This is a genomic window from Vibrio sp. 10N.261.46.E11 (genome assembly GCF_041472735.1).
Taxonomy (GTDB): Bacteria; Pseudomonadota; Gammaproteobacteria; order Enterobacterales; family Vibrionaceae; genus Vibrio.
Genome location: NZ_JBFRQW010000047.1, coordinates 1 through 12,897, shown reverse-complemented (window position 1 = coordinate 12,897; position 12,897 = coordinate 1). Strand labels below are relative to the sequence as shown.

Here is a 12,897-nt window from a genome sequence, read left to right as displayed (position 1 = left end):
TGCGCTATATAGGTACAGATATACGTTGATTGCGTATTAAATATACTCTTACAGCATCTAAGCGATCGTTGTAGGGTCAATGCAGCACGAATTGGTTCCCAAAAGTTCGGGTAAAAAACAGCTCTTACAAATGTTAAATTTATCATTTGCGACAAGCCGAAGTAGCATCTCTTCATCTAACAAGTCGATAACATAGCTCCGTTAAAATCAATTTTCAACAAAAATTTCCAATAGGAAACAGATTTTCTTGTTTTGCTACGGAGAGCACGCTTTATTTCTCTGTGTGCTCTTTAATCAACAAAGCGCTTTATGCAACAATGAAATTAATAGACAGGAAGTAAAAAATTAATGAGGGACCTATGTCAGAAGACATTTATGATGAGTACCCATCTCTAACGTTGGCGAAGGAAACGTTAGACCAGAATATTGAACCACTTAGGCTTGGTCAGCGCATTAAAGACATCCGCGGTAAACTTGGGATCACACTAGAAGAGGCAAGCCAAAGAACAGGCTTGGCGCGTTCTACGCTCAGTAAAATAGAGAACGAACAGATATCTCCGACCTTTCAAGCGATGCAGAAATTGGCGATGGGGTTGCAGATAGATATGCCGCAACTCTTTGAGCCACCAAGAAAAAAAGTCGCTACAGGACGTCGTGACTTAACCAAGGTAGGCCAAGGCAAACCACACCCAACACCCACTTATGAACACGAATTGCTTGCCACAGAACTCTCTAATAAGAAGATGATGCCGTTTAAGAGTCGAGTGAGAGCTCGTACTTTTGAAGAGTATAATGATTGGGTGCGCCACGATGGCGAAGAGTTCTTAATGATCATCTCGGGTGATGTGATGTTCTACTCAGAATTCTACGAACCCGTGCCAATGAGTGAAGGCGATAGCATGTATTACGATGCGAATATGGGGCACATGCTGATTTCAACGAGTGCTGAAGACGCACTTATTCTGTGGGTGACTGCAAAATAACTGTAGGTCACTGCAAAATAAGCTGACAAACTTTGAATTTCTTATAGTGAATGCAAACGTTTGCTTTTGTGTTGAACGTTAGTTAATAGACGCGATATTGATGCGAAAATCATCAATATCGCGTTTTTGTATGTACCGAACAATTGTTTTTAAATTGTTAAATGTCACATTTTGAGCTGTTTGACTATTGTTAAGGGTGTAAAACTGACGCAGGCTTGTTTATTATAGTGAACATGGTTTACTCATGTTGATTGAAGTTTACTGAAGTGAATTCTTAGAAAGTGAGTTGTATGGGTTTTGTACAGTTATTCATAATTTATAGAGCCAACGATATAAGCCTATATAAAGGACATCACTTTTTACTATCTACTGTTTCTAACGTTAACCAGTATCGTTAGAGGCGACTCTAAATAGAGATATAAGCAGCAGACTCGATTTTGGACAGCCTGCAACGCTTCATGGAGAATAAAATGACTCAAGAACACGCTAATCAAGACCTACTAACAACATCACTGCATGCGCTTCACGTTGATGAGGGTGCAAAGATGGTTCCTTTCGCTGGCTACGATATGCCAGTCCAGTACCCACTTGGTGTAAAGAAAGAGCATTTACATACTCGTGATGCCGCTGGTCTTTTTGATGTTTCTCACATGGGGCAACTTCGTCTACATGGTGCAAACGCAGCTGCTGTCTTAGAATCTTTGGTTCCTGTAGATATTATTGACCTTCCTTCTGGTAAGCAGCGCTATGCGTTCTTTACTAATGAGCAGGGCGGCATTATGGATGACCTGATGGTTGCTAATTTAGGCGACCACCTATTCGTTGTTGTGAATGCAGCTTGTAAGACACAAGATATCGACCATCTAACGGCGCACCTTCCAGCTGACGTCGAAATGGAAGTGATTGATGACCGCGCTCTATTAGCCCTTCAAGGCCCTAAAGCGTCTGAAGTTCTTGCTCGTTTCCAACCTAGCGTTGCAGACATGTTGTTCATGGACGTTCAAAAAGTCGATATCGATGGCGTTGAATGCATCGTGAGCCGCAGTGGTTACACGGGGGAAGATGGCTACGAGATCTCTGTTCCTAACGATCACGCTGAAGCATTGGCACGCAAGCTAACTTCAGAAGCGGAAGTTGAGTGGATTGGCCTTGGTGCTCGTGACTCACTTCGTCTTGAGTGTGGTCTATGTCTATATGGTCATGATCTAGACACAACGACAACGCCAGTAGAAGCTAGCCTTCTATGGGGTATTCAAAAAGTACGTCGTACAGACGGTGAACGTGCAGGCGGCTTCCCTGGCGCTGATATCATTCTTGAGCAAATCGCAACGAAAGATGTTCAACGTAAGCGTGTTGGTCTTGTTGGTCAAACTAAAGCACCAGTACGTGAAGGTGCTGAATTGTTCGATGCTGAAGACAACAAGATTGGCGTTGTAACAAGCGGTACTGCTGGCCCTAACGCAGGCAAGCCTGTTTCTATGGCTTATGTTCGTACTGACTTAGCGGTAATTGGCACTGAAGTATTCGCTGAAGTTCGTGGTAAGAAATTACCTATGACAGTAGAAAAAATGCCATTCGTACCTCAACGTTACTACCGTGGCTAGTGTCTTTTAAGAGAAACTATTAAGCTAAACAAAGCCTACTGTTTGCTTCTCTGTGTAGAGAAGTTCAACGGTAGGCTTTTTTGTTTTAAGCCCATCTCCCTTTTTATGAACGTATCTATTTTTAAGAGCGTATAACTTTCTATATCGCTACAAGCGCGGCGACCTGAAAGTTCGTTTTTTTAAAACGAGACATATGGCTATATCATTAAAATTGCTTACTATAATATTAGTCGTAACGTGTTATGGTGACGATTCATCATTTTTGTAAATAAGTAGTAAGGGTTACAAGGAGTTATCTATGAATGTTAACCATACAATGAGTCCGGTTCGTAAAGCCGTTTTAGGGCTGTTAGCTCCATTGATTTACACATCAAGTGTTATGGCGACGGAAAACTCGGTCGAAAGTGCTCCAAATGTTGGTGTTTCACCTTATATTATCAATGGCAGTCCCACAACAGATGCAGAGCTAACTAACACTTATCCAACGTTTACTAGCCTGTACTTTCATGATGGTTCCAAATTTTCTAACTACTGTGGTGGAACCATTATAGATGCACAATTCGTGCTTACCGCTGCCCATTGTGTGTATGAAAGTTACGTGTGGATGCTTAATACTTGGGTTGTTCCAGGAATGGCGGACCAAACAAAATATAACAACGGTGGATACCAATCAGCACGAGTTGAAAAGATATATTATCCAAGTGACTATAGTAATAATCTTGATCCCATCAACGGGAAAGTATTACCAAACGATATTGCTATCTTGAAACTCAAAACAGCCTTAAATGTACGAGACTACTCTTCTTCAATTAACTCTACATTCGACAATGTCTATGCATTGAATCGTGGTCAAGATACGTTTAAAGCAGTTGGCCGAGGCTTGACGAGTCATATAACTGATGACCAAGGCAAAACTGTTTCTAGAACTGCTACCAATGTAGTCAATCAAGCCAATTTAACCTTCGATGCTACAAATAGCTGTAATTCAACGGACAAACAGCTTTGTTTTGATGGAGCGCAGTTCAATGGATACAAAAACTCGACCTGTAATGGTGATTCAGGCGGTCCTGTCTATTGGTGGGATGGGAGTAGCTATCAGCAAATAGGCATTACGAGTTACGGGCCAGCTACATGTGGAAGCCTTACTGAAAAATACACGTCCGTTTTTACGGAGGTTTATGATTATGCAGGATGGATTCAGCGAGTTGTTTCAGGCACTGAAAACGCAACTTTTGAAGTTAGAAGTACACCGAGCTCTCGTGTTCTCGTACGTGTGAGCGATGGTCAAACCCTTGATTCATCTACTGCTTTGCTAAATGAAACATCAATGCCTAAGATAAGCCTATCGGGCGGGTCTAATTCAGGCTCCAACTCAGGCTCTAGTAGCGGCGGTTCTTTGGGATTCTTGTCAATATTCGCGCTTGGTTTACTTATTTTAAGAAGACAATCTATTTAAAATTAACTAGACGCTCACCAGTACAGTAGAGGTTATACCTCGACAGGTTGTTCATTTAAGCATTAATGAAAGAAGCCTTAGATTAAGTCGACGCTAAAAAGCATCAGCGTCGACTTAGTTATTTCTGTGTACTATCGATTCAAATTGGTTGATAAGCCTGTTTATTGATTTTCGCCTTCCTGCTATACCTTTCGATAATTTCATCCATTTGCTTTATGGCATCGTTGATATTTTGAATACCACCTTGCACAACACCTTTTTCACTTTGGTTCAATGCAGAAAAAGCCTGTTTTAATTCTTTATCTTCCAGCATATTTCCGTGTAACAGCACTTCTTTGTAAGTCAGTAATCTCTGCTGTACCGCAACAATTTCATTACGGGTATCTTCTGATTCTAAAGCCTGTTGTATGCAAGGAAATGCCAATTTATAGAGATTCGCAATTTCCAATTTCACGCTATCATTATTCGCAATTTGCAATTTTTCTTATTTCCTAGCTCTGATAATTCAAACTTATCTACCCGCGACTTAACGCCGTTGTAAGTGTGAAAGTCCATGAAACGTAACGTTTTTATCGGCCGAATAATATGCCTTTAATCGCTTATGTAAACTGTTCTAAGTCAATATGGTCTGCTTCTTGCTGAATTTAGGTCATAACTGTCTATTCTGGAGTTGCTTATGTCACAAGAACCTATAGTCATTGCGCTGATTGAGCGCAGGAAGCAAGGCAATTGGTCTCAAGAAAAATTGGCGGCTAGCGCAGGGATGAGCCTAAAAACTTATCAACGAATTGAGCGGGGAGAGGCGGATATCAAAATGTCTCAGTATCGTTCGATCACGAGAACCTTGAAAGTGACGGACTTGGATGTCGTACTCGACGTTGTAGGAGCGTCTGAAGCAGCAGCGGAAGATGTAGCTGCTGCTAGTCGTTTGTTAACCAGTGAAGAGCGAATGCTGTTGATTAAACTGATTTTGTCGGTCAAAAAACAGAAGTAGCCTTTTGTTCTAATAGATACTTTCTAATCAATAGTATTGCGAATATGTAGCGTCAAAGAACCAGTCTTCGAATAAATTGTATACGAATAAATAATGTCAGGTATCGTCTTTTGTCCAGCTAGTTAGATCTAGAGTGATTGTTTCATGGTGAGGTGCTCACTACGGACATGAAACAATTAGTCTACTCTTCCGCGAAGTTGTTTGGTGGTGCTTCTTTGCTTTTTACTTTCTAACCGTCTTTTTTGAGAGCCGCGTGTTGGCTTGGTTGCACGTCTCACTTTTTGAACTTTTGTTGCTTCTAAGATTAACTCTTTCAAACGTACCAAAGCATCGTCTCGGTTTTGTTCCTGAGTTCTATACTGTTGAGCTTTAATGATAATCACGCCATCTTTAGTGATACGCCCATCTTTATGTGCAAGGAGTTTTTCTTTATAGAAATCGGGTAGGGTTGAGTGCTTGATGTCAAAACGTAAATGTATCGCACTCGATACTTTATTGACGTTTTGACCTCCGGCTCCTTGAGCTCTTATCGCGGTTAGCTGGAGTTCCCAGTCTTGAATTGAAACAGAGTTAGATATTTGTAACATAAACATCCATTTTAAACGGTAATATGAGCTCATGATACTGAATATTGGTTATGGTATCAGCAACTATCTTAAAGAGTGGTAATCGTGATGAAAATTGATTTAACGACGTATGAAGGATTAATCTTTGATATGGACGGTACGTTGATCGATACAATGCCTGCTCATGTGAAAGCATGGCAGCAAACAGCAGAAGAGTTTGGCTTTCACTTTGAAGCGTCTTGGTTGCACAGTTTAGGCGGAATGCCGAGTCATAAGATAGCGGGTGAAGTGAACAGCAAATACGGTTTGTCACTTGACCCACAAGCGGTTTCTACATTTAAGATGGCATCGTTTTCTGCCATTGAAGACAAAGGTGACCTTATCCCTTGTACGCATTCTTTGTTGTTAGAACATCTTGGGAATAAGAAGATCGCAGTTGGGACTGGTAGCCAGCGTAAAAGCGCAGAACAACTATTAGATAAAACGGACATTCTGAACAAGCTTGATATCTTAGTGACGGCGACCGATGTTAAGAATCACAAGCCTAATCCAGACACTTTCTTAGACGCGTGTTTTGGTATGGGGTTACAACCCAAACAATGTGTTGTGTTCGAAGACACTAATTTAGGTAAGCAGGCTGCACATGCGGCAAATATGGATTGTATTCTAGTAGTTGAAGGTAATAAGTTGGAGTTCCACCCTGCACCTAACTGATTGAAAGTAAGTGGAATGCTCGTTTAGTAATTACACTCGCCTAGTAGTCACACTTGTTCAGCTGTCACATTCTAACTAGGCGATTTCGCTCATTTCACTGTCTAAGAACAGACACACGCTGTTGCGGCCTGCGGCTTTCGCTTCGTACAGCGCAAGATCGGCACACTTGTAGTTAAGGGCAGGATCACCTGTTAGGTTGGTTATTCCGCCACTTATTGTAACGACGTTGTCGAACTCGATACTGATCGCTATTCTCAGCCTATTAAGCACATAGTCGGCTTCTTGTGGTGTCGTGTGAGGCAAGATAACCCCAAACTCTTCTCCACCAATACGAGCCACGAAATCGGTATCTCGGCATTCTCGTTGCAGTACCTGGGCGACGGTTTGAATAACGCGATCACCATAGTCGTGACCAAATCTGTCGTTAATGCGTTTGAAATGGTCAATATCCAATATGGCTAAGCAAGATTGCTCGCGAGTAGGGTAACGACTAACGCGAGAACATTCGTCACGAAGCTCCAGGTCGAACTTTCGTCTATTCCAACAGCCGGCTAATGCGTCTTTTTCACTGAGGTTTCTCAGCTTGTTTTCGAGTTCTTTGTGCTTACTGATATCGACAAATGACGCGACATAAAATTGAATCACATCTTTTGAGTCTTTGATGGTTTGGATTCGAAGAATTTCCGTGATCAAGGTGCCATCTTTTCGTCGGTTCACCACTTCGCCTTCCCACATCCCTGTCTCTTTAATGACGCTCCACATTTTAATGTAGAACTCTTGATTGTAGCGACCAGAGGCAAACATAGAAGGTTGCCGACCTTTTACATCTTCCAAGCTGTAACCACTTACGCGGGTAAATTCTTGGTTTACCTTGATGATGCGGTTGTTTCTATCGGTGATGACCAAAGCTGACATACCATTCATCGCGGCTTTAGCCAGTTGACTATCGATGCTGTTCTTCTTGTGGTTTTGATTCCACAGTACAAAGCCTGCCGAAATCATCGAGATTAAAATCGTTAGGGTAACTATCTGTACAAAGATCGAATGGTTTTCGCGCTGGTATTGGCTATTGAACTGTTGATTTTCAATATGAAGAACCATGTAGATAGGGCCTTCGAACTGTTTTATCTTCGGGCTGATATCAGAATGGAAATACCAGTTCTTGCCATCAAAATAGCTCGAAGATGTCTTGTCTTGAATCGCTGTCCAAAGCTCTGGGTATAACTTTGCATAAGTTTGCTCTGAACGTGACTCAATCACATGCCCGAAAGATTCCGTAGGATCCGGCCCCATAATGATGTGTCCGGTTTTGTTAAGAATAATCGGAACAGCAGACGATGCGCCAATTTGATAATGAAGGCGCTTATAGATCTCAAGCATGTTTAGGTTTGCGATGAAGTAACCAATGATGCGGTTGTTTTCAGCGACTGGCGTCATAATGCGAAGCGCTGGAATTAAAGGGTGAACGATCTCTCCGTTTTCAACTTCAAGGTCAATGCCGCGAGAGCTCACCTCACCAATCTGTAATTCTTGTAGCGCCTTGTAATAATCACGAGAGGATTTGTCCTGCAGCTCGTTGTCGGGAGCCACGATTGCTTGTCCGTCCTTGTAGTTAACACGGAATACTTCGTTACCTTCAAGATCTAAGTAGCGTAGCTGAGAATAGTATTTTTGACCACGCACCAACATAACCCAGAGATCTTGCAGTGTTTCTTTATGAATGGTTGACGGATCGTTGACTGCGCGGAGTAAGGTTTGCGAATCTGCAATAGCAGGAACTGAGTTTGAGATTTGCTCAACGATCACAGAGAGCTCGTGAAAGCTGTATTCGATTTGGTTTTGGCTCGACTGTTTGATATTGAGTGTGTGCTGAGCTTCAACTCTGTCAAATTCAGAGTTGATATAGAGGGCAGGGACTAATCCTAGGGCAAGAATGGTGCACAGAAATTGGCCGATTAGTTTTTTTATACTCGTATTCATCACTGTCCTCGAAAAATCAGCGCAATACTATATATTTTGTGGATCTATTAATGTGATCTTGACCCAAAACTTATAATAAGGATTGCATATTATTTTGATTTCAATGAAATTTATTGCATTTTGAGGTGTAAATTGAGCCGTTAATTACTGAAAGTAGGAAACCTGTCCATAAATATAATGGAAACATAATACGGACAGGATATTCTAAATCAGGCCTACTTTAGCTAAGTTCTTGCCATGATTAACTTAAGCCAAGGATATTCCCTTTGCTGTCAATGTCCAATTGCATAAAAGCCGGTTTGTCAGGTAGGCCTGGCATTGTCATTACATTGCCGCATAAAGCGTAGATGAAGCCGGCCCCCGCACACAGTTTTAGCTCCCTAACGGGTACGTCAAACTGAGATGGTGCACCTTTTATGTTCGCTTCAGTGGAGATTGACAGTGGCGTTTTTGCTAAACACACAGATAGGTCGCTATAACCGTGTTGGCTAAACTCCGCCAACTGTTTTTTAGCCAGTGGTGATAGCGAGATACTTGCTGCGCCATAGCCAACTTCAGCGACGGCCATCAGCTTTTCTTCTAGGCTTTGCTTTGAGTGATACAAAGGCTTAAATTTACTTTCAACTTGGCAAGCCTTTACTACTGCATTCGCTAACTTAGTCGCGCCTTCGCCACCTTGACCGAACGCTTCACTTACTTCAACACTCACGCTTGAATCGAAAGCGGTGATCATCTGCTTTAATGCGTCGAGTTCTTGGTCAGAATCTTGTGGGAATCGGTTGATAGCAACGACGGTTGGTACTTGGTATTGCTTAACGTTGTTGATGTGCCATTTGAGGTTCTCGAAACCGACAATAAGTGCATCTTGGTCATCACTAAATATAGAATCTGGCAGCGGGGCACCCGGTCTTAAATCGTATAAACCTGAGTTCGCTTTCAATCCGCGTAGCGTTGCAACAACAACGGCACAGTCAGGCTGCTTGTTAGATGCCTTAACCTTAATGTTACACGCTTTTTCAAAACCCATGTCTGAGCCGAAACCACCTTCGGTCACCACAAAATCACTCAGTTTTAAGGCAATTTTGTCGGCAATAATTGAAGAATTACCGTGTGCAATGTTAGCGAATGGCCCCGCATGGATAAGTGTCGGAACACCTTCAAGGGTTTGCATTAAAGTAGGCTCAATAGAGTCTTTCATTGTAACGGTCATCGCGCCAGCAACGTTGAAGTCATCTGCAGTCAGTGGTAACCCTTGATGATTATAGGCGAGCACGACACGGCCAATGCGTTTACGTAAATCTTGTAAGTCGTCAGCCAGTGCTAGAATCGCCATGAGCTCTGAAGCGGCTGAGATATCAAATCCGTCTTCGCGCTCAAAACCATTAATTGTTTTGCTTGCTTCGTTCTTGCCTACAGTGATCATGCGTAGTGCGCGATCATTGTGGTCGAGTACACGTCGCCACACGATTCTGCTTGGGTCAATATCCAAGGCTTTTAAGCCAGAACGCGCTTCAAACGCCTCTAAGCCTTCACGCTGTTCATGATACAAGCGTGCATCAATCGCTGCAGAGGCAAGGTTATGAGCGGCTGTTACGGCATGAATATCACCAGTCAGGTGCAGGTTCAATTGATCCATAGGAGCGACTTGAGAGTAGCCACCTCCAGCTGCGCCACCTTTAACACCAAACACAGGGCCCATTGAAGGCTGACGAATACACGCCATCGCTGATTGGTTAATTTTAGCAAGACCTTGCGCGAGCCCAATGGTGGTTACTGTTTTTCCTTCACCGAGTGGTGTGGGTGTAATCGCCGTGACTACGACCAATTTACCATCTTGTTGGTTAGCGAGGCGTTCAAGTGACGTGAGAGAAACTTTAGATTTGAATTCGCCTAATGGCTGATGTTCGTTATGTTGAAGGCCGGCTTGCTTGGCAACCTCGCTGATGTTTTTAAGGGGAGTAGAGCGACAAATATCAATATCAGACAGCATATTTGATCCTTATATCAGAACCGAAAGGCGGTACGTAAACGTTTGCGTGGCGATACTACTGCATAAATTTGCCAAGTAAAGGCAAACCACACGAATTATGTGCTGGAAGATAACAGATCTAAAGAGTCATTGCGCGAGATCAAATCTTAAACGGGCAACCTATTCGATTTAATTACTGTTATCGGGGATTTGATAGAAAAAGGGCTGCATACTAGCAGCCCTTCGTAGAATAGATAATTTTATTTAGGGATTGCCTAAAAAGATTAACGATCCCAGTATGTTTCTTCTAAGCTATCTTCGCGTTCAGGTAGTGCACGAGAAAGGCGAGGAGAGTGCTGAGTTAATACTTCGTAACTTACACGGTTTGCGTACTTACAAATTTGAGACAAAGACGAGTAAGTAAGGCAAGTGTGTTCGTGCTTTTCTGAATTTGGCACGTTCACATGATGGTAACTGTTTGCTGCCATGTCGTGGAGTAGTGCAGAAAGCGCACCATCACCAGCACCATTGGTGTTTTTAATCTCGCGCGGGCCACCTAGGTAAGGGCCAATGTGAGAGTACACTTTCACTGGGTTTTGACAGTCTTGCTTGCGCATTGCACGGCTGAACTCATACTTGTTGAATTCTGGGATGTTACCCGGCAATAGTGGCAGCGTTGTTTCACGCTTCGCTAGCTCGTCTGTGTAACCTGCCATGTAAAGGCCAATTGGACCTGCAGTACATAGTACTAGGTCAACCCAATCAAGCGCTTTGTTCGCTGCTAGTAATGGATCTTTCTCACCCGTTAGTGCTTCACCTTCGTCTTCGTTCATCGCAACGATGGTTACGTTTTCTTTCAGGTATTCTTGCCACCATTCAGCGTTACCTTCGATCACGTATTTTGTACCAAGCGTCAGTACAACTGGCACATTGTGCGCTTTCGCGTATTCAATCGCTTTTTGTACCGCTTTTGGCATCGGATCTTCAGGCTTGCCACGCATTAGGTAAGACGAAACAACCAATGCTGATGCTTTCTCGAATACTTTTTCAGGAACGCTTTCAGGAAGCAGTTGGTTCATGTGGCCTTCGTTGATTGCAAACGTACGTTCACCATCTTCAGAAATAAGCGTGTAGCAACGACCAATAGGACCATCAACCGTTTGGAGGTGATTTAGATTCATACGAGAAGAAGTGCGGCAAAGGTAACGATAACCAAATGAGCCAACTTCAATCTTCTTAGACATAACGCCGAGCAATACAGATTTACTGTCTGCAAGTACGGAATAGTTGTGCAGTGTGTTGCCGATAGTATCGCCAGGGTATTGATGCGTGATCAAACCGCGCTCAACTAACTCTTCATATAACGCATCTGCTTTACTCTCTTCCAATACCAGTGAGTGACCTTTACTCAGCTCGTATTTCTCAAGGAACGCGTTATCAACACGGGCTTCGATATCAACAATCGTTTGACCTACACCGACAATTGTTGCGCGGTGAAGCTTAGGCGTTTGTTGCATTTGGTTAACCAACGGATCACGTGCGTGAGTTGGAAAGTAGTGTTTAGATTTACGCTGTCCAGGAAACTTCATATGAAAAATACAGTGAAAAAATTTTGCCGCATGATATCACATTTTGTTTCTGATTCTTTCATTTTTATTACATTTAGAATCACCTGTACGATGTCTGTACAGGTGACTCGGCTTACTTTTCGCTTGAGGCCATTTACGTGATGCTATTCCACTGGGACGAGTGTTGCTGGATCAACGTAAGCCTCAGTACCCCATAGGGGAACGGTTGAAAGGCTATGCTTGAAACTGCCTTCCGTTTCTTTTGTGGTGTATGACAAGTAAAGCAAGGATTGATTCTCTGCGTCGTAAATTCGACGAACCTTCATTGTTTTAAAGAAGATGCTTTTTGATTGTTTGAATACCACTTCACCAGATTTGCTTTTGTCTATTTTAGCAATCATTTCTGGTGTGATTTCTCCAGTTTGACGACAAGAGATAGAGCTATCGCTTGGATCGGAAAGGCTAAGGTTTGCTTCGATTGAAGCGATATGACAAGTCACACCTGCGATTTTATCATCATCTAAAGAAGACATCTTGATATCTTTCATTGTGAAGAATCCAAGAGAGACGTCGCCAACCTCGTTGTCCGAGCAACCAAAAAGTGCGAAAGACAAAGTTAAAATTGCTACAGCTTTTTTCATGAAAACCCTTAATTATTAACTGGTTAGTCAATTATTCATGTAATTGTTATATCTTAATATAGCAGTTTGATAATAAAAGCTAACTAAATTTTTAATGAATTTGTTAATGGTTTCGTAATACGTCCATATCTTTCTCGTTAACAATCCCAAGAAAATTAAATAAATCTAACCTGTTGATTTTTATATTTTTACTTAATTTTAATGAGATGGTTAGTGTAGGTGAGCAATAAAATTAGTTTATAGGTCTCCGATAAGGTGGAATTGCAACCGAGGTATCCGTGGCATACGAAAGACATTTAGATACCTTAAGCCCTTATACTAGCTTCACTATCAAGTGCAAAGGCGTTCACTTTAGCTTGATATACAATGTCGAATATTGTCAATTGATCCCTATTGCAAACTAAAAAGGTTCATCGCGGATT

At 42.3% G+C, this 12,897-nt stretch carries 11 protein-coding genes; 5 read left to right on the top strand and 6 right to left on the bottom strand.

The window, feature by feature from the left end; genetic code table 11:
• Window positions 1-359: 359 nt before the first annotated feature.
• The 3 genes from AB4407_RS15435 to AB4407_RS15425 all read left to right on the top strand — a co-directional run bounded on the left by AB4407_RS15435 (window position 360) and on the right by AB4407_RS15425 (window position 4,043).
• Window positions 360-983 (top strand): helix-turn-helix domain-containing protein, encoded by a 624-nt coding sequence (locus AB4407_RS15435; RefSeq protein WP_012600696.1) that lies wholly within the window; start codon window positions 360-362, stop codon window positions 981-983.
• 470 nt (window positions 984-1,453) lie between these two features.
• Window positions 1,454-2,587 carry a glycine cleavage system aminomethyltransferase GcvT gene (gene gcvT / locus AB4407_RS15430; RefSeq protein WP_372121176.1) on the top strand — a complete coding sequence of 378 codons (1,134 nt, stop codon included), beginning with the start codon at window positions 1,454-1,456 and terminating at the stop codon, window positions 2,585-2,587.
• A gap of 298 nt (window positions 2,588-2,885) precedes the next feature.
• Complete coding sequence (locus tag AB4407_RS15425; RefSeq protein WP_372121175.1) at window positions 2,886-4,043, top strand: trypsin-like serine protease; 1,158 nt, start codon at window positions 2,886-2,888, stop codon at window positions 4,041-4,043.
• Between the two features lie 139 nt (window positions 4,044-4,182).
• Here AB4407_RS15425 and AB4407_RS15420 read toward each other — a convergent pair whose 3' ends face one another.
• Window positions 4,183-4,521, bottom strand: coding sequence for a hypothetical protein (locus AB4407_RS15420; protein WP_372121174.1), 339 nt, complete (start codon window positions 4,519-4,521; stop codon window positions 4,183-4,185).
• Window positions 4,522-4,719: 198 nt separating this feature from the next.
• Here AB4407_RS15420 and AB4407_RS15415 point away from each other — a divergent pair, with 198 nt between their 5' ends.
• Entirely contained in the window at window positions 4,720-5,037 is a 318-nt protein-coding gene (locus tag AB4407_RS15415) for a helix-turn-helix domain-containing protein (protein WP_372121173.1), read from the top strand.
• 176 nt (window positions 5,038-5,213) lie between these two features.
• On the opposite strand, the gene arfB is transcribed toward AB4407_RS15415, so the two are convergent.
• The gene (gene arfB / locus AB4407_RS15410) at window positions 5,214-5,624 is read right to left on the bottom strand and encodes an alternative ribosome rescue aminoacyl-tRNA hydrolase ArfB (protein ID WP_012600691.1); all 411 of its coding nucleotides are present in this window, start codon (window positions 5,622-5,624) and stop codon (window positions 5,214-5,216) included.
• An 87-nt stretch (window positions 5,625-5,711) separates the two neighbouring features.
• On the opposite strand from arfB, the gene AB4407_RS15405 reads away from it, so the two are divergent.
• Window positions 5,712-6,317, top strand: a complete 606-nt coding sequence (locus AB4407_RS15405) for a beta-phosphoglucomutase family hydrolase (RefSeq protein WP_372121207.1) — start codon at window positions 5,712-5,714, stop codon at window positions 6,315-6,317.
• Window positions 6,318-6,392: 75 nt separating this feature from the next.
• On the opposite strand, the gene AB4407_RS15400 is transcribed toward AB4407_RS15405, so the two are convergent.
• From AB4407_RS15400 to AB4407_RS15385, 4 genes are all read right to left on the bottom strand, one after another.
• On the bottom strand, window positions 6,393-8,297 hold the full coding sequence (locus tag AB4407_RS15400) for a diguanylate cyclase (RefSeq protein ID WP_372121172.1): 1,905 nt from the start codon (window positions 8,295-8,297) through the stop codon (window positions 6,393-6,395).
• Window positions 8,298-8,538: 241 nt separating this feature from the next.
• A complete protein-coding gene (locus AB4407_RS15395) occupies window positions 8,539-10,287 on the bottom strand; it encodes a formate--tetrahydrofolate ligase (RefSeq protein ID WP_372121171.1) in 1,749 nt (582 codons plus the stop codon).
• Window positions 10,288-10,550: 263 nt separating this feature from the next.
• The gene (locus AB4407_RS15390) at window positions 10,551-11,855 is read right to left on the bottom strand and encodes an inosine/guanosine kinase (protein ID WP_372121170.1); all 1,305 of its coding nucleotides are present in this window, start codon (window positions 11,853-11,855) and stop codon (window positions 10,551-10,553) included.
• Between the two features lie 143 nt (window positions 11,856-11,998).
• Window positions 11,999-12,475, bottom strand: coding sequence for a CreA family protein (locus AB4407_RS15385; RefSeq protein WP_372121169.1), 477 nt, complete (start codon window positions 12,473-12,475; stop codon window positions 11,999-12,001).
• Window positions 12,476-12,897 lie beyond the last annotated feature (422 nt).

Bases quoted from the DNA above. Each gene is read 5' to 3' on its own strand.
- AB4407_RS15435 (WP_012600696.1), top strand. From the start codon at position 360: ATGTCAGAAGACATTTATGATGAGTACCCATCTCTAACGTTGGCGAAG.
- arfB (WP_012600691.1), bottom strand. From the start codon at position 5,624: ATGTTACAAATATCTAACTCTGTTTCAATTCAAGACTGGGAACTCCAG.
- gcvT (WP_372121176.1), top strand. From the start codon at position 1,454: ATGACTCAAGAACACGCTAATCAAGACCTACTAACAACATCACTGCAT.
- AB4407_RS15405 (WP_372121207.1), top strand. From the start codon at position 5,712: ATGAAAATTGATTTAACGACGTATGAAGGATTAATCTTTGATATGGAC.
- AB4407_RS15400 (WP_372121172.1), bottom strand. From the start codon at position 8,297: ATGAATACGAGTATAAAAAAACTAATCGGCCAATTTCTGTGCACCATT.
- AB4407_RS15395 (WP_372121171.1), bottom strand. From the start codon at position 10,287: ATGCTGTCTGATATTGATATTTGTCGCTCTACTCCCCTTAAAAACATC.
- AB4407_RS15390 (WP_372121170.1), bottom strand. From the start codon at position 11,855: ATGAAGTTTCCTGGACAGCGTAAATCTAAACACTACTTTCCAACTCAC.
- AB4407_RS15425 (WP_372121175.1), top strand. From the start codon at position 2,886: ATGAATGTTAACCATACAATGAGTCCGGTTCGTAAAGCCGTTTTAGGG.
- AB4407_RS15415 (WP_372121173.1), top strand. From the start codon at position 4,720: ATGTCACAAGAACCTATAGTCATTGCGCTGATTGAGCGCAGGAAGCAA.
- AB4407_RS15385 (WP_372121169.1), bottom strand. From the start codon at position 12,475: ATGAAAAAAGCTGTAGCAATTTTAACTTTGTCTTTCGCACTTTTTGGT.